Below are 16,276 nucleotides of genomic sequence, written 5' to 3' on the forward strand. Positions count from 1 at the left end.
ATATATTTTAGTTATTCTTACAGAAAGCATGATAAAGGGACGCGCGGATTTATAAATAGGCAGAAATAAGTTTGGCGATCGCCAAACAGCCGAGTGAGAGTTTTGAGTCTCATTCGGCTGCTGCTGGATGGCTAATTAGTTTTCGATTGTTGTTTTAAAAGGGTTTGCAGAGAAGGTTGCTGCTTTTCATCTACTTGATACTGCTGGCGATATTGAGCAATCTTTTCGGCCGGGAGAGTATCTTCGTTGACCGCGACAAAGCTAGTATCAATTGGATCAATATTTTGAATTTGGGCATCAATGACTACGGGGAGGGGATCATTTTGACTTTGGAATTTTTGAACTTGTTCAAAAGCTTGCCGGAGTTCAGATAGATTATGCACAGTAAAGCCATGAGCTCCCATATTTTGGGCGATTTGGCCCCAGTCGGCTTGATTTAAGGGGATACCATACATTGATTGGCCATTGACCAATTTTTCATGTTGAATGTAGCCAAAAGATTGATTGTCTAAGACGATATTCACGACAGGAAGTTGGTACTTCACTTCGGTGATTAAATCCGGCATGACCATCGCGAAACCACCATCACCAGAAATAGTCCAAACTTGCCGCTCAGGATAGCTTAATTGGGCAGCTAATCCGGCGGGCAAACCAAAGCCCATCGTTCCATACCAAGGAGACATGGCAAACTTTTGTTGCTGGTCAAAGGGCAGTTGGCGAATCGACCACTCGGTATTATTTCCAACGTCTAAACCATAAATCGCGTCTTTGTGGCTGTAATCTTTAACGGCTTGAATGACACCTTCAGCCCGGAGACCATCTTGGTCATCTTGAGCGCAAGTTTTTAACCACTGATCCCAATTAGCCTTATCTTTTTTAGCAGCTTGGAAGAAAGCTGTTGCGGGAATTTGGTCCGGAACTTGGGTTAAGGCTTCAAGGAAGGCCGAGGCATCAGCTAGGATCGCCTCTTGGGCCGAGAATTGCTTGCCTAAGTCGGCACCATTATTGTTTACTTGAATAAATTTCACCCCCTCAGGCAAGAAACGAGCGAAGGGATAGTTAGAACCAATCGATAAAATTAAATCACTAATTTGACTGACTTCAAAAGCGGGTTTAGTTCCCAGTCGGCCTCGCGAACCCATGAAGGCCGGGTGATTAGTGGGAAAGACTCCGGTTGCCGGAACGGTACTTAAAACTGGCAGGCTGAATTTTTCAGCGACGGCCACCGCGGCCTTTTGCGCTCCTTGAGCGCCCCGTCCCAGCCACATGATCGGTCTTTGGGCTTGTTTCAAAGCTTGAACAACGGTTTGAATTTGGTCGGCAGTCGCTTGAGGCTTGGGTTGCATAGTTGCGGCGGTTAAATTAGGGGTTGAAGCTAGGGTAAAATCAATCTCTTGTCCGGCTAAATCATCGGGGATAATTACGGCAGCGACGGTTTGGTGTTGGTAAGCGTAGCGAATCGCTTGGTCGATTACGTAAGGAATTTGATCGGCGGTGGTTACTTGTTGGTGGAAAGCAGCAACATCAGCCACAATCGGATCTTCATTCATTTCTTGGAAGAAGTTAGTGTTAATTAAGCCTGAAGCCACTTGACCGACAATGGCCAAAACGGGCACGTGATCCATTTTAGCTTCGTATAAACCATTGAGAAGATGAACCGCTCCCGGGCCAGCGGAGCCAAAGCAGACGCCAATTTGCTGAGTTAATTTGGCATCAGCAGCAGCGGCTAAAGCGCCGACTTCTTCATGGCGGACTTGAATATAACGCAAGTGTTCTCGTTCGTGATAGAGGCCTTCGACAGTATTGTTAATCGAATCCGCGGTAATTCCGTAGAGATGATCAACTTGCCAGTTAACTAAAACTTGGGCCAAGGCTTGGCCAGCAGTAATTTTTGCCATAATAAACACTCCTATTCTTGAAATAATTTAAAGATTTCTACCCTTATTGTAAAACTATTGTAAAACGAAAGTAAAAAAAACAACCGCAACTAGCTTGGGTCGGCGGTTGTTGAAGCTAAAATTTGTTTAACTAGTTCTTGAGCAATATTGAGATTTTTGAGCAACGGACCATGGGAATAGCTCCCAATTGTCTGCTTATATTGCAAACCTTCAACCCCATCTTGGGGATTGTTTCCGTAACCGGTAATCATTTTGCCAAAGGGCTGTAATTTTTGGGGATCATCAAAGAAAGTTTGGCCACTGTGGTTTTCGAAGGCGTGAACTTCTCCGAATTCGGTTTGGTAGTGGGTATCACCGATCATTCTTTTTTCGGGGTTAAAGATGGTATGCAATGGTAAAATGCCTAAACATTTGATAGTTTCCCCACCACTGGTCTGATAGTAATCCCCCAAAAATTGATAACCGCCGCAGATGCAAAGCATCGGCCGGCCCGCTTCAATATAAGCCGTTAAAGTTTCTTTGTGGCGCATAATATCTCGAGCGACGACCGACTGCTCGAAATCTTGTCCTCCGCCGAAGAACAAGAAATCATAATCGAAAGCTGTGAAATCATCGCCAAGACTGATGTTGTCAACGGTGCTGCTGTATCCTTCTTGCGCTAAGAGGTAACGAATGATTTTTACGTCGCCAGCATCACCGTAGGTGTTCATTAAGTCTTCATATAAATAAGCAATACGGATCGTCGTCATATTAAAATTTCCTCATGATTTATTTACTATTAGTCTTAAATAGTTTAGACTGTTTGATAATAAAAGTCTAGAGGAGTGACAAAAGTGACGCAAGCGATTGATTTTCAACAAATTAAGCAATTTCAAACCCAATTTCACGCCCAATCTGAGTACCAAACGGTAGCCCAAGCGGTTCAAAATAATGGGATTCATCAAACTAGCCAAGACCCCCAAGCTCAAGTAGCTTTGAATCCGGTCTTTTCCGTGGAAATTCCGACTGGAGCAGTTGGGAACCAGAAACATTCTGGTCGTTGTTGGCTCTTTTCAGCATTGACTACTTTGCGGACCCAATTTGCGCAAAAGTATCAGGTGAAAGATTTTGAGTTGTCGCAAAGTTATTCTTTTTTCTACGACCGTTTGGAAAAAGCCAATTGGTTTTATCAAGAAGTTGTGGCTACCGCTCAAGCAGCTTTAACTGATCGCCGGGTCCATCTACTTTTGACTCAAGCTACAGGCGATGGGGGTCAATGGAAGTTTGCCATTAATTTAATTCAGAAATACGGGGTCGTTCCCAAGTCGGTAATGCCGGAAACCAAGAGTTCCGAAGATACGACAGAATTTAATCAAGTCCTCAATCATAAATTACGCCAAGATGCGCAACAATTACGCCAATTAGTTCAAGATCAGGCGACATCAGACCAAATCCAAACTTGGATTGAGCAACGTTTAGCAGAAGTTTATCGGATTTGTGTTTATAGCTTTGGCCAACCGCCGCGGGAATTTTCTTGGTCCCAACGTAATGACCAAGAAAAGTTATTACAGGAGACCGCAATCACGCCCCAAGATTTCTACGCTCAGTATTTCAGTTTACCGCTCGCCGATTACTACCAAATTTTGAATATTCCCCAAAAAGGTAAACCTTTGGGTCGGACTTACCGGGCTGAAGGTGACGGTAATGTCGTGGGGGCTAGTTTAGATAAGGGCTTAAATTTGCCGATCCAGCGTTTAAAGCAATTGACTATTAAGCAATTGCAAGCCGGTGATCCGGTTTGGTTTGGGAATGATGTTCTCGCTCAATCCCAACGGCAACAGGGTCTTTTGGCCGGAAATTTGTATGACTACGGTCAACTCTTTGATTTAGATTTGAAGCTGACTAAAGGGGAACGTTTCGATGTTCAAGAAGCTGATATTTCCCACGCCATGGTCTTTACCGGCGTTGATTTAAATGACCAAGGAGAACCTTTGCGTTGGAAAGTCGAAAATTCCTGGGGCGCCAAAATTGGTAGTAAGGGCTATTTTGTGATGGATGATGCTTGGTTTGACGATTACGTCTACGAAGTCATTATTAATAAGCAACATCTTAGTGCGACTGAAGAAGCCGAATTTCAACAAGAACCAATCGTTCTGCCAGCTTGGGATGTCTTGTAGACAGAAGTTAAAAAATTATTTTTTAGCTAAAAGAAAAGTGATCTCCCGAAGTAATTTCGGCGAGACCACTTTTTTTGACCTTAATTTTGGGTTAAATAAGCCTGTAAAACAACGGCTTGATTGTGTTGTTCGTCTTTGGCTCCGTAAAGTAAAACAATATCTTGGGTTTGGAGATGAGCGGTAATGCTTTCTTTAGCCTCCGCAACGGCTGGATTTTCGTCTAATTCACGGCGATAGCGCTCTTGAAACTCGGGAAATTTAGCCGGATCATGTTGAAACCAGCGGCGCAATTCCGGGGAGGGCGCTAACTCTTTGGCCCACCAGTCGATTTGGGCTTTAGCTTTCGCAATTCCCCGCGGCCAAATCCGATCAACTAAAATTCGGTAACTAGCCGGATCGGGAAGTGAATGATAGACACGTTCGATTCTTAATTGGGTCATTTTCACCATCTTCTTTGTTCTTTTGGCTCCATTGTATACCGTTTCGAACCTTTGAGACACTCTCAACTAGCGTCGGTGACTAGACCATAAGTGACAACAAGCCTCGATAAACATGCCTATTGCCATAAAATACATCGCCAACATATGCTTTTGGCAAAGAGTTAACACGAGGGTCACCAGATAAAAAGCGGCCATCAGCCAGCTAAAAAGCCAGTTTCTACTACGCAATTAGTCCACCGCCTCAATCTGGCCGGTCGCAATCGGCAAAGTAACGTGTTGATCATAGGGACCGACAACCCCAGCGACGGTTGCGGGTAGTTGTAAGTCTTGAGGAACACCGTGGATATAAATAACGCGCTTGTCTAATTCTAAATCTGGGGTACCAAAAACTTCTTGGAATTTAGCTTTTAAAGCTTCTAAAGGAACCTTAATTTCGTAAGCAAAGTGACCTTGGGCATCAGCAACCGGGTAATTATCGTTAGGAACGCACATTTCGTGAGGTGCATTGTCAAAAGGCACCATCGTGGTTCCGGAAACAGCTTCGGTTTCGGGTAGGTCGATGACTCCATCGTGGTTAACGTCTTGCGCGCTAGTAGCGATTTTAGCAGCTTGGCCGTTAGGAAAGCCGTGGAAATGTTCCCAGTGTTGGATATTAGCCGGAGTATCGAACATTTCAATTTTAATTTGTAATTCGGTAGCAGTTTCAATAAATTCCGCGTGGCCGTGAGCGGCAGTCTGAATGACTTCAGCGTTCAAGGGCACAATTTCAGCTTGATATTTTTTCATTAAAAAACCTCCCAGTTAAAATTTTCTACAAGCATAGTGTATGCTATAATGATTGCAAAAAAATTGATTTAGATCAAGAAAAGAGGCGATTTATGCATTCTCCGCGTCAGTGTGTGGACCGCGCCCCCTTATTTCATAATTTAGCGCCCCAAGTCAAAGCTAAACTGAGTCAGATTTCTTCCCATCGAGTTTATTACGCCAAGGGAAGTTTAATTCGCCAACCTCACGATCAACAGGCAGGGATGCTAGTTTTGGATCAAGGACAAGCCAAAGTCTACTACTTAACAGCTGCCGGCCAAGAACAAATCACCGAAATTTTATCCACGGGCAGTATTCGGGGGCAGCAACAATTATTTCAAGAACAACCATCAGAACAATTTATCCAAGCCTTGACTGATTCTTGGGTCTGTTCAATTACCCAAACGGCTTTTCAAAATCTCCTACAAGCTTCTCCCGATTTAGCCCAGCTGATGGTTAATAGCTTGGGTCAACAATTGTGGGCCAGTGAACAAAAAAATTTGCGGCATGAATTATTGGATGCGCAGGGGCTAGTTTGGGATTATTTACAAAATCTAGCTGAACAAAAACAGACTTTAACTTTTGATTTGCCGATTAAGAAAAAAGAATTAGCCAATTTATTGGGAATTACCCCGGAAACTTTAAGTCGCCGATTACATCAGTTAGTTCGCGCTGGGAAGTTAGAGATGCAGGGAGCCCACTTTCACTTACAAGCTACAGCCAGTAGTCGGGATTAAAAAAATAAAATTTTCTCAGAGTTAGGGAGCTAGTTTTTCCTCCGAGAATTCGGCGGTCAATGATTGCGTTGAACTAGAGATTAAGATAGGATAGTTGTGAAACAGTTTTAATGTTTCACGATAGGAGTAAGTAATGAGTCCACAAGAATTACAAGCCCAATTGCGGCCGTATGAAATTGAATTAAGCAGTAAACAATTACAACAATTAGCCAGCTATTACCAACTGTTAGTAGAAACCAACCGGGTTATGAACTTGACGAGTATCACGGAAAGTGGGGAAGTCTACTTAAAACACTTCTATGATTCATTGACCCCCATGTTTGTCGATCCAGTTTTGCGGACCCAAGAAGTTCAAATTGCCGATATTGGTTCGGGGGCCGGTTTTCCCGGACTCGTATTAAAAATTGTTAATCCGCAATTACAGTTAACAATTGTTGATTCTTTAAATAAGCGAATTAAATTTTTACAAACTGTCGTGGATCAATTACAGCTAAAAAATGTGACGCTCGTCCATGCTCGCGCTGAAGAATTTGGTCGGCAAAAAGCAATGCGGGCCCACTTTGATTATGTTACGGCCCGAGCCGTGGCCAATTTACCAGTTTTATTAGAGTTATGTTTACCCTTAGTTCGGTTGCAAGGCCAATTTATTGCTTTAAAAGGGGCCCAAGGAAAAGAAGAACTGACTGCGGCCCAACACGCTTTGCAAATTTTAGGTGGGGATGTAGCTGAAGTCCAAACTTTGGACTTACCAGAAGCAGCCGGCAAGCGAGAATTAGTCTGGATAAAAAAAGTGCGAACTACGCCCAATAAGTATCCACGGAAACCCGGCACGCCTGCGCGGGAACCCTTGTAGGAGGATGAGGATGTCGTTTTTAGACAAATTTCGAGATAAAAAACAAACAGCGGTTTCCGATCAAGTTCAACAAATTCCGTTAACTCAAATTGAAGCTAATACTTACCAACCACGAACGCAATTTACCGCCGAGCAAATTACCGAATTGGCCCAATCAATTGCGGCTCATGGATTGTTGCAACCCATTATCGTGCGCCAGCAGTCACCTGAGCACTACGAGATTATTGCTGGTGAACGGCGTTTTCGGGCTGTGAGCCAGTTACAATGGACTCAAATTCCCGCGCTCGTGCGGACTTATAGTGATCAACAAAGTGCTGCCTTGGCTTTAATTGAGAATTTACAACGGCAAGACTTAAATCCGATTGAAGAAGCTCAAGCGTATGTGCATCTGAAAGAACTGAACCACTTGCAGCAACAAGAATTGGCGCAACAATTAGGAAAAAGTCAGTCTTACGTGGCCAATAAAATTCGGCTTTTAAAGTTGGCCGCTCCCGTCCAAGCGGCAATCGCGGCGGGAAAAATTTCTCAGCGGCATGGTCGTGCCTTATTGGGACTTTCTCAAGCGGAGCAGGAGGCTTTGTTGCCAAAGATTCAAGAGCGCCAACTCACAGTGACGGCCACGGAAAAGTTGGTTCAAGCCAAGAAACGTCCCCCAGTTTCCCCACGAAAGAAAATTAAAGCTTTGACTTCGCACAGCTCGCGCCTGACTTTAAATACTCTCTATGATTCTTTGAAGTTGGCCGAAAAAAGCGGGGCCCAGTTTGCTTATCAAGAAGTTGACAGTCCCACAGAATATCAGATTATTATTACGGTGTCTAAGGAGGATCAAAATGGTTAGAGTCATTTCATTAGCGAATCAAAAAGGGGGCGTGGGCAAAACCACCACGACCATCAATCTTGGCGCTTGTTTGGCGGAATTAGGTCAAAAGGTCCTCGTCATTGATATTGATCCCCAAGGAAACACCACGAGTGGATTGGGCGTGAAAAAAGTCGATGTCACCGAAGATATCTATGATGTCATCATTAATGAAATGCCCCTAGCCGAAACTATCCTTCATACCAAACGAGAACGGTTAGATATAGTTCCAACTACGATTCAATTGGCGGGCGCCGAAATGGAATTAACCTCGATGATGGCTCGAGAAACTCGGCTCAAAGAAGCTATCAGCACGGTCTCAGCCAATTATGACTACATTTTGATTGACTGTCCGCCCTCACTAGGCCAACTGTCAATTAATGCCTTCACTGCCAGCAACTCGATTATTATTCCCGTCCAAAGTGAATATTATGCTTTGGAAGGTTTGAGCCAATTATTGAATACGATTCGCCTAGTTCAAAAGCATTTCAATCCTGATTTGGCAATTGAAGGGGTTCTCTTGACCATGTATGATGCCCGCACTAATCTAGGCACTCAGGTGGTCAATGAAGTGCAAAATTATTTTGGCGATCACGTTTATCAAACGATTATTCCGCGCAATACCCGTTTAGCAGAAGCTCCTAGCTATGGCTTACCAATTATTGACTTTGACCGCAAATCGCGGGGAGCGGAAGTCTATTTAGAGTTAGCGAAGGAGGTCATGAAGAACAATGCCTGAAAAGAAACGCAGTGGTTTAGGTCGGGGAATTGGGGCCTTGTTTTCTGATTTTGAAAGTGAAGAATTAAATTCGGAAAATGTCGTGGAATTACCATTGAGTGAAATTCGTCCTAATCCTTACCAACCGCGCAAATCCTTTGATCAAGCTGCTTTGGAAGAATTATCCCAATCCATTTTGGAGAACGGAGTTTTTCAACCAATTGTGGTCCGAAAAAGTGTCTCGGGTTTTCAAATTGTGGTTGGTGAACGGCGTTTTCGTGCCAGCAAGTTGGCTAAAAAGACTAGTATTCCAGTGATTATTCGGGACTTAGATGAAAGTCAAATGATGGAAATCGGGGTCTTGGAAAACTTGCAGCGCGAGGACTTGAATCCGATTGAAGAAGCTCAAGCCTATCAAACTTTGATTGAAAAATTACATTTAACTCAGGAACAAATTTCTGAAAAATTGGGCAAGAGTCGGCCTTACATTGCCAATTACTTGCGTTTGTTGAGTTTACCATCCAAGACCAAGAATTATTTAATGACCGGCAAGTTAACTATGGCACAAGCGCGAACTTTACTGATGTTTAAAGACCCGGCCCGAATTGATGCCATTGCTCAAAAAACGGTTCAGGAAGGTTTAACCGTGCGCCAACTCGAACAGCTGGTCAGTCGAACTCCAGCTCCGAAAAAGGCGGTTTTCGCCGCGCAACCCTCCCCATTTTTACAAGCCAGCCAGGAACAGTTGATTGATAAATTGGGAACTAAGGTTCAAATTACCGATAATAAGCAAGGTAAAGGGAAGATCCAAATCGACTTTGCTTCAACGGAAGATTTAAATCGAATCTTGGAACTTTTGGATATTTCACTAAACTAACAAGGGGGAGCCATGTATAATTTAGGTGACATCATAATGATGAAGAAACAGCACGCTTGTGGCGTTAACCGTTGGGAAGTGGTCCGGGTCGGAGCCGATATTAAGATTCGTTGTCTCGGTTGTGGCCACCAAGTGATGTTGACCCGGGCTTATTTTAATAAGAAATTTAAAAAAATTATTACTCAAGTTCATGAAGTACAGCCCGAGCAAGAGGAATTTTATCTCTTGCCCGCCAAGTTACAACTACCGAACCTGAAATAAGGAGTTTAATCATGGCATTAACAGCAGGAATTGTGGGCTTGCCGAACGTCGGGAAGTCCACCTTATTTAACGCGATCACTAAGGCAGGCGCCGAAATGGCGAACTACCCTTTTGCAACAATTGATCCCAATGTCGGGATGGTGGAAGTTCCCGATCACCGCTTACAACGGATCGATGAATTAATCCCCGCTAAGAAAATTGTGCATACGACCTTTGAATTCACCGATATCGCGGGAATCGTAAAAGGAGCCAGCAAGGGTGAAGGTCTCGGTAATAAATTTTTGGAAAATATTCGCCAAGTGGACGCAATTGTGCACGTTGTGCGGGCTTTTGAAGATCCCAATGTGACCCATGTTAGTGGAAAAGTGGATCCAATTGAAGATATTGAAACTATTAATTTGGAATTAGGGATTGCCGATTTAGATAGCGTTAATAAACGCTATGCCAAAGTAGAAAAGGTGGCTCGGACCAAAGATAAAGCCGCCGTGGCTGAATTAGCCGTCCTCCAAAAAATTAAACCGGCTTTAGAAGTTGGTCAACCAGTGCGGAGCTTGGAGTTTGATGAAGCGGAAGAAAAGATCGTCCGGGGGCTCTTTTTACTGACTTCTAAGCCCGTTTTATACGTCGCTAATATTGCGGAAGAAGATATGAGTGATCCTGCAGCTGCAAAATATTACCAGCAAATCCGAGACTTCGCTGCCCAAGAAAATGCTGAAGTTATCGGCATTTCCGCTAAGACTGAAGAAGAAATCGCTGAGTTACCAGATAGCGATCGCCAAGATTTCTTAGAAGCGGAAGGAGTCACGGAATCGGGCTTAGATCGTTTGATTCGGGCCAGCTACCACTTATTAGGTCTAGCCACCTTCTTTACTGCTGGCGGTCCGGAAACGCGAGCTTGGACTTTCAAGCAAGGCATGACTGCCCCGCAAGCTGCGGGAGTAATCCATTCAGATTTTGAAAGAGGCTTCATTAAAGCCGAGACGGTTTCTTTTGCGGACTTAGATCAATACGGCAGTATGCAAGCAGTTAAAGAAGCTGGTAAGTATCGGCTTGAAGGTAAGGACTATCAAGTTCAAGATGGCGATATTATCGAATTTCGCTTTAATGTGTAGGAGGCTTAAATGGATCCCAGAGCAAAAAACGAAACTGCGCAAAATAAGCAACAAGAGCGCGTAGCTAAAAAGGCCGAGCAAGAAGAGGTTCAAGCAGCCATTGCGGCTGAAGAGCCTGCCCAATTGCGTGCCCGTCTAAGTAACAAAAACGAAGATTATGTTTTTAAACTCCAGAAGTCTTTACAAGAAAATGGAAAAACTGCAGCCCAAGCCCAAACTTTGGTTGAACAATTGTTAACTGAAATTGTTCAAAACCAGATTAAGGGAATTCCTGCCCGCCAATTGTACGGTCCAGTAAATCAAAAAGTGGCCGATTTGTTGGAACAAAAACAGCGGCAAGCTAAAAATCGCCGTCCAGAATTTTGGCAGATGTGTGTCGATAATGGTCTTTTGTTTGCGGCTTTATTTGGAGCAATGTACGGAATTATTGGTTTTACCACTAAAAATCCCAGTCGCAACAACCAAAGTGGAATTTTCACGATTATCTTATTAGCTCTCTTATGGGGAATCTTGATTACTTGGTTTACGACCAAGATGCAAGTTGCCCGCAAAGATCGGGAGCCAATTTGGAAAATTGCCTTAGTTTTAATCGTTGGCTTGTTATTAATGTATGCCATCTTAGGAATCACAATGATAATTCCCGCGGCCTTCAATCCGATTTTGCCGCCAATTTGGTATCTGGTCTTGGCCGTTATCTTTTACGGTGGGCGTTGGCTCTTTCGGCGCTACTACCATATTCGCTACAATTCCTTTACCGGTCAATAAGTTGAAGTTTTGGGTCCTGCAAAAATGCAGGGCTCATTTTTTGTTTAAAAAACTTTGCAGCAGAAATAGGGCCAGCCAATGAAGCAGCTAAAGCTAGGAGAAGCCAGGGACCTCGACCCTGAGTTTTAATTCCTAAGCTGATTACGAGGACTAACCAAATTAAGAGTCGAAGATATTTACAATTTGGCCCTAATTTGACCCGAATTCGGGGAATGATTAGGCCTTCAAGAATAAGAGTGATAATTAAAGCGCCAATAATTAGCAGCATAATTTTTAAAACACCTTTCTGGGTGAAGGGGAAATTTTAGTCTCAGCGGAAAACTTATTGATCGAAAACGTTTTGACCAGCATACCATTTTTAAGCAAAAAAAGTGCTGCCGGATAATTTGGGAGGATTATCCGACAGCACTAAAGTTGCGGGGAAAAGGATATTTTCTTAGTTGGCATTTAAGTTAATAATGGGGTCAAAATAGGCTAATTTCGGGTAATCGACGTTGCCCCCATCGGTAATTGCCAGGTCAGGAATGGCGGTAATTGGTAAGAAAGAGAGATAGAAGAGGGGATCGGGTAATTGGCAACCTAACTTTTGGGCGGCAGCTTTTAATTCCTGTTCTTTTTGGGCCAATTCAACCGGAGCTAAATCGCTAGTAATCCCGGCTAAAGGTAGGGGAAGTAAAGCTTGGACTTGACCTTGGGCAACAACAACTTGCCCACCACCACATTCAATTAAGGTGTTGGCCGCCAAAGCCATGTCTTCTAAATTAACGCCAGCAACGACTAGATTGTTGTCATCAGGAGCGGCAGAAGTCGCAATGGCGCCAGCTTGTAAATTCCAGCCGGAAATAAAGCCGTGGGCATGATTGTGATTGCGACCATAACGTTCTAAGACGGAGACCAAGGCAACATCTTTTTGCGGATCCACTTGGACTTGGCCGTGAGTAACCGTTAGTTGAACTTCGCGCCGCTTGCGAATAAAAGGACCAACGCTGTGAATTGCGGCAACTGTAGCTTGACCTTCTTCTAGGTCAACCGCATAAGCAAAATCTTCGGCGCTTGTGGGAGCTAGCTTTAACTGGCCCTGCAACTGTGGACTGCGGTGTGGTGGTTGAAAGGCAACTTTAACTTCTTGTTTTTCTTGGATGATTTGACCTTTGCTGATCACTGTTTCCACGTTAAAGCTTCCGGGATGATCAACTAATAAAATATCAGCATCTTTGCCGGGAGCAATGGAGCCGACTTGTTGGTCAATTTGGTAGGCTTCAGCATTATTTAAAGTAGCCATTTGAATGGCAGTCATCGGGGCGACACCTTCTTGGATCGCCAAACGAACCAGATGGTCTAAGTGACCGTGGTCGAGTAAGTCTGAAGTAGTCACGTCATCGGTGCAAAAGCTAGCGTGACGGGCAACTCCCGGAGCTCCTTCAGTTAAGGCCCGAATATTTTCGTGGAGGAATTTGGTAACGGAAGATTCCCGAATTACCACGTGAACTCCTTTACGGGCTTTTTCCAAAAATTCTTCCGGACTGTAGCTTTCATGATCAACGCGGACGCCACTCATCAAAAATTGATTCAAATCCTGACCAGTGGCCATCGGTGAACAACCCCAAATTGGTTTGTGGGCTGCTTGGGCGGCCAGCAAAGCTTGCAAGGTATCGGGATCTTTAATTTGGATAGCTTCGCGAACGGTTTCCCAGACGCCATAGCAGTTAGCCTGGGCTTGATATTTGCGGTGATCAGCGGCGGTCACATTGTAAGCGATGGTTGATTCGGGAATTGTATAAGGCGTTTTGTAAGGTAGGCCCCAGAAGACTTTCAAGGGAAGGGGCTCAATTTCCTCGAAAATTTCGGAGAGACCATCTAAACCTAAAACCGAAATATATTCGTCCAGTCCAGAAATAATGCTGGTGGTTCCGTGAGGAACAACTGCTTGAGCAAAGCGCGTCAGACTCAACTTGCTACATTCTACATGGAGGTGGCCGTCAATTAAGCCCGGAACCAAATATTTGCCTTGGGCATTGAGATGGCGCGTTTTCGGACCAATGTAGGCAGTTAAGTCTTGATCGACGGCGACAATTCGTCCGTGATAGATGGCAACATTGCTGGGATAATATTCACTCGTATTGACATTCACGAGAGTTCCATTTTCAATAACGAGATCGGCGGGGATTTTTGCTCCCCCAGCATCGAGATAGTTTTCTAGTTCACTAATTGTTGTCATATTAACGTCCTTTTTTAATTACTTCGCGGCATGATATTTAATACATACAATAAGATAATAAAGACAAATAGTAAGGCCCACATAATGGCATTAACCTCTTTGCGTCGACCAGCGGCCGTCATCAAAAGGGGATAGGTGAGAAAGCCAAAGGCGATTCCATAGGAGATGTTATAAGTCAAAGGCATCCCAATAATGATGAGAAAGGCGGGAAAGGCGACTTCGAATTGGTCCCAATGAATGTCTTTGAGGGAGGAGACCATGAGGACTCCCACCACAATTAAAGCGGGAGCCGTGACTTGATTTGTGACGACGGTTAATAGCGGTGAAAAAAGTAAACTGAGGGCGAATAAGCCACCAGTTGTCAAAGCAGTTAAGCCGGTTTTTCCCCCGACTGCAATTCCGGCAGAAGATTCGACATAGGCGGCAGTCGGGGTTGTCCCCAAAACAGCGCCCGCTAACATCGAGATGGAATCGGCAACTAGGGCTTGACCAATTCGGGGCATCCGGTTATTTTTCATGATCCCAGCTTGTTGAGCTAAACCAATTAAGGTTCCAGCAGTATCGAAGAAAGCAACTAAGAGAAAGATGAGGACCACGGCCCACATCCGCGGATCAGTCAAAATTGATAAGTGTTGTAAGCCGACGCCCCAAGTTGGTTTTAAGCTGGGAGCAGGAGCCAAAAAATGTGCTGGAGCTTTAATTAATCCGGTAACTAAACCTAAAAGAGCCGTGGCAACTAAACCTAGAAAAATAGATCCGGGAATGCGCCGGGCCATTAAGATTCCGATCAGCAAAACTCCAAAAATTGTTAGCCAAGTGGTGGGAACGGTGAGCGAACCCAAGGCAACTAGAGATGACTTGCTGGCAACAACCAAACCGCCCCCTTGGAGACCGACAAAGGCAATGAATAGACCAATTCCGGCGGCCATCGCCAGTTTCAGATCTTGAGGGATGGCGTTGATTACCAACTCACGAACTTTGAAAAGAGATAAGAGAGTAAAACCAATAGCAGCAACGAAAACTCCCGTCATTGCTTGGGGCCAAGGAATTCCGAGACCAAGAACGACAGAATAAGTAAAGAAGGCATTATCGCCGAGGCCGGGGGCAATGGCAATCGGATAATTGGCTAGAAAAGCCATTAAAACACAGCCGACGATTGCCGAAACGGCGGTTGCCGTGAAAACGGCGCCTTTATTCATCCCGGCATCTCCTAAAATACTGGGATTGACGAATAAAATATAAGCCATGGAGACAAAGGTGGTTAGTCCGGCCAACATTTCTTGACGGACGCTGGTTGCTTGAGCAGTGAGCTGAAATTTCCGGTCCCACCAGCTCATTGATTCCTTATCGGTTATCAAAACCAAAACTCCCTTCCATTAATCAACTTCCATGAACATTATTCCATACATTTATTAAAAATAAAAGTAAATTATTCGTATTTTTATGTTGATTTAAAAAAACGTTATGCTACACTAAGCGCTGTAAGTTATAGAAAAATATTCATAGTGGAGGGCTTTAGATGACAACTAACGTAACTAAGGAATTCACCCAAGGATTACCAAAATCCGAACTACATTTGCATATTGAAGGAACTTTGGAACCCGATTTAAAATTAAAATTAGCGCAACGAAATCAGATTGATATTGGTCAAACAACAATTGCCGAAGTTCAAAAAACCTATCAATATGATGATTTAGCCTCCTTTTTAGAGGTCTACTATCCAGCCATGAATGTTCTCCAAAAAGAATGTGACTTTTATGATTTAGCGATGGCCTATTTTCGGCGGGCAGCCCAAAATAATGTTCGTCATGTGGAAGTTTTCTTTGATCCACAGGCACACACTAGCCGTGGGGTAGCTTTTTCTACAGTAATTTCCGGTTTACACCGGGCGGTAGTTGATGCCCGGGCTTTAAATGTTGATGCTACCTTGATTATGTGTTTCTTACGTGATTTTTCCAAAGAGTCAGCCCGGCAGACTTTGGCTCAAGCTTTACCGTATAAAGATTGGTTGGTCGGAATTGGCTTAGATTCCGATGAACATAATAATCCACCTTTAAAATTTGCGCGCCAATTTGAAGATGCGGCGGCTGCTGGTCTGCATCTAACGACGCACTGTGATATTGACCAAAAAGATTCCTTAGAACATATTCGCCAAGCTTTGGAAATTATGGGTGTGGAACGTTTGGATCATGGAACCAATATTGTCGAAGATCCCGATTTGGTTGATTTTGTCGCCCAAAGGGGAATTGGTCTAACTTCTTGTCCCCTGTCAAATTCTTTTGTTAGCCCGGAGATGAAGGGTAAAGAAGTTTTACAACTTTTAGAAAAAAAGGCTCCAGTATCAATTCATTCTGATGACCCGGCCTACTTTGGCGGTTATATTAGTGATAATTATTATGCTCTAGCTGATAAATTTAATTTAAGTCGACAACAAGTTATTCAACTGGCCCGAAATTCTTTTACCACAGCTTGGATCAGCCCGGAAAAAAGAGATTTATATTTAGCGGAATTAGATCAATATGTAGCCGAGCATTAATTTTACGAGTAAAAAAGATTGAGCTTTGAGCTCAATCTTTTTTTG

At 43.9% G+C, this 16,276-nt stretch carries 17 protein-coding genes; 10 read left to right on the forward strand and 7 right to left on the reverse strand.

Annotated elements, in window-relative coordinates; all coding sequences use genetic code 11:
* Positions 1 to 131 precede the first annotated feature (131 nt).
* Positions 132 to 1,898 (reverse strand): thiamine pyrophosphate-dependent enzyme, encoded by a 1,767-nt coding sequence (locus HU830_RS05695; protein ID WP_176942812.1) that lies wholly within the window; start codon positions 1,896 to 1,898, stop codon positions 132 to 134.
* An 89-nt stretch (positions 1,899 to 1,987) separates the two neighbouring features.
* Complete coding sequence (locus tag HU830_RS05700) at positions 1,988 to 2,647, reverse strand: type 1 glutamine amidotransferase (protein ID WP_176942813.1); 660 nt, start codon at positions 2,645 to 2,647, stop codon at positions 1,988 to 1,990.
* 84 nt (positions 2,648 to 2,731) lie between these two features.
* On the opposite strand from HU830_RS05700, the gene HU830_RS05705 reads away from it, so the two are divergent.
* Entirely contained in the window at positions 2,732 to 4,054 is a 1,323-nt protein-coding gene (locus tag HU830_RS05705; RefSeq protein WP_176942814.1) for a C1 family peptidase, read from the forward strand.
* Between the two features lie 80 nt (positions 4,055 to 4,134).
* Here HU830_RS05705 and HU830_RS05710 read toward each other — a convergent pair whose 3' ends face one another.
* The 3 genes from HU830_RS05710 to HU830_RS05720 form a co-directional block, all read right to left on the reverse strand.
* Positions 4,135 to 4,494 (reverse strand): DUF488 domain-containing protein, encoded by a 360-nt coding sequence (locus HU830_RS05710; RefSeq protein ID WP_176942815.1) that lies wholly within the window; start codon positions 4,492 to 4,494, stop codon positions 4,135 to 4,137.
* Positions 4,495 to 4,560: 66 nt separating this feature from the next.
* Entirely contained in the window at positions 4,561 to 4,722 is a 162-nt protein-coding gene (locus HU830_RS05715) for a hypothetical protein (protein WP_176942816.1), read from the reverse strand.
* A complete protein-coding gene (locus tag HU830_RS05720; RefSeq protein WP_176942817.1) occupies positions 4,723 to 5,280 on the reverse strand; it encodes a hypothetical protein in 558 nt (185 codons plus the stop codon).
* A gap of 92 nt (positions 5,281 to 5,372) precedes the next feature.
* Here HU830_RS05720 and HU830_RS05725 point away from each other — a divergent pair, with 92 nt between their 5' ends.
* The 8 genes from HU830_RS05725 (at position 5,373) to HU830_RS05760 (ending at position 11,477) form a co-directional block, all read left to right on the forward strand.
* Entirely contained in the window at positions 5,373 to 6,035 is a 663-nt protein-coding gene (locus HU830_RS05725; RefSeq protein ID WP_176942818.1) for a Crp/Fnr family transcriptional regulator, read from the forward strand.
* Between the two features lie 133 nt (positions 6,036 to 6,168).
* Positions 6,169 to 6,888, forward strand: coding sequence for a 16S rRNA (guanine(527)-N(7))-methyltransferase RsmG (rsmG, locus tag HU830_RS05730; RefSeq protein ID WP_176942819.1), 720 nt, complete (start codon positions 6,169 to 6,171; stop codon positions 6,886 to 6,888).
* A 4-nt stretch (positions 6,889 to 6,892) separates the two neighbouring features.
* Complete coding sequence (locus HU830_RS05735) at positions 6,893 to 7,726, forward strand: ParB/RepB/Spo0J family partition protein (RefSeq protein ID WP_407647491.1); 834 nt, start codon at positions 6,893 to 6,895, stop codon at positions 7,724 to 7,726.
* Entirely contained in the window at positions 7,719 to 8,483 is a 765-nt protein-coding gene (locus tag HU830_RS05740; RefSeq protein WP_176942821.1) for a ParA family protein, read from the forward strand. Before HU830_RS05735 ends, HU830_RS05740 begins: the two co-directional genes overlap by 8 nt.
* Positions 8,476 to 9,339, forward strand: a complete 864-nt coding sequence (locus HU830_RS05745) for a ParB/RepB/Spo0J family partition protein (RefSeq protein WP_176942822.1) — start codon at positions 8,476 to 8,478, stop codon at positions 9,337 to 9,339. The genes HU830_RS05740 and HU830_RS05745 overlap by 8 nt, the downstream gene beginning before the upstream one ends.
* Positions 9,340 to 9,351: 12 nt before the next feature.
* Positions 9,352 to 9,600 (forward strand): DUF951 domain-containing protein, encoded by a 249-nt coding sequence (locus HU830_RS05750; protein WP_176942823.1) that lies wholly within the window; start codon positions 9,352 to 9,354, stop codon positions 9,598 to 9,600.
* Between the two features lie 11 nt (positions 9,601 to 9,611).
* Complete coding sequence (ychF, locus tag HU830_RS05755; protein WP_176942824.1) at positions 9,612 to 10,712, forward strand: redox-regulated ATPase YchF; 1,101 nt, start codon at positions 9,612 to 9,614, stop codon at positions 10,710 to 10,712.
* A 9-nt stretch (positions 10,713 to 10,721) separates the two neighbouring features.
* Positions 10,722 to 11,477 (forward strand): DUF1129 family protein, encoded by a 756-nt coding sequence (locus HU830_RS05760; RefSeq protein WP_176942825.1) that lies wholly within the window; start codon positions 10,722 to 10,724, stop codon positions 11,475 to 11,477.
* A 436-nt stretch (positions 11,478 to 11,913) separates the two neighbouring features.
* Here the strand turns inward: HU830_RS05760 and HU830_RS05765 are convergent, their stop codons facing one another.
* Both HU830_RS05765 and HU830_RS05770 read right to left on the reverse strand, forming a co-directional pair.
* Complete coding sequence (locus HU830_RS05765; RefSeq protein WP_176942826.1) at positions 11,914 to 13,695, reverse strand: adenine deaminase C-terminal domain-containing protein; 1,782 nt, start codon at positions 13,693 to 13,695, stop codon at positions 11,914 to 11,916.
* A 14-nt stretch (positions 13,696 to 13,709) separates the two neighbouring features.
* Positions 13,710 to 15,032: an NCS2 family permease gene (locus HU830_RS05770; RefSeq protein ID WP_176942864.1), complete on the reverse strand. Its 1,323-nt coding sequence runs from the start codon at positions 15,030 to 15,032 to the stop codon at positions 13,710 to 13,712.
* A 182-nt stretch (positions 15,033 to 15,214) separates the two neighbouring features.
* Between HU830_RS05770 and add the strand changes: the two genes are divergently transcribed.
* Complete coding sequence (add, locus tag HU830_RS05775; protein ID WP_176942827.1) at positions 15,215 to 16,231, forward strand: adenosine deaminase; 1,017 nt, start codon at positions 15,215 to 15,217, stop codon at positions 16,229 to 16,231.
* The last annotated feature ends 45 nt before the right edge of the window (positions 16,232 to 16,276 follow it).

It is taken from the genome of Bombilactobacillus apium, from assembly GCF_013385145.1.
Taxonomy (GTDB): Bacteria; Bacillota; Bacilli; order Lactobacillales; family Lactobacillaceae; genus Bombilactobacillus; species Bombilactobacillus apium.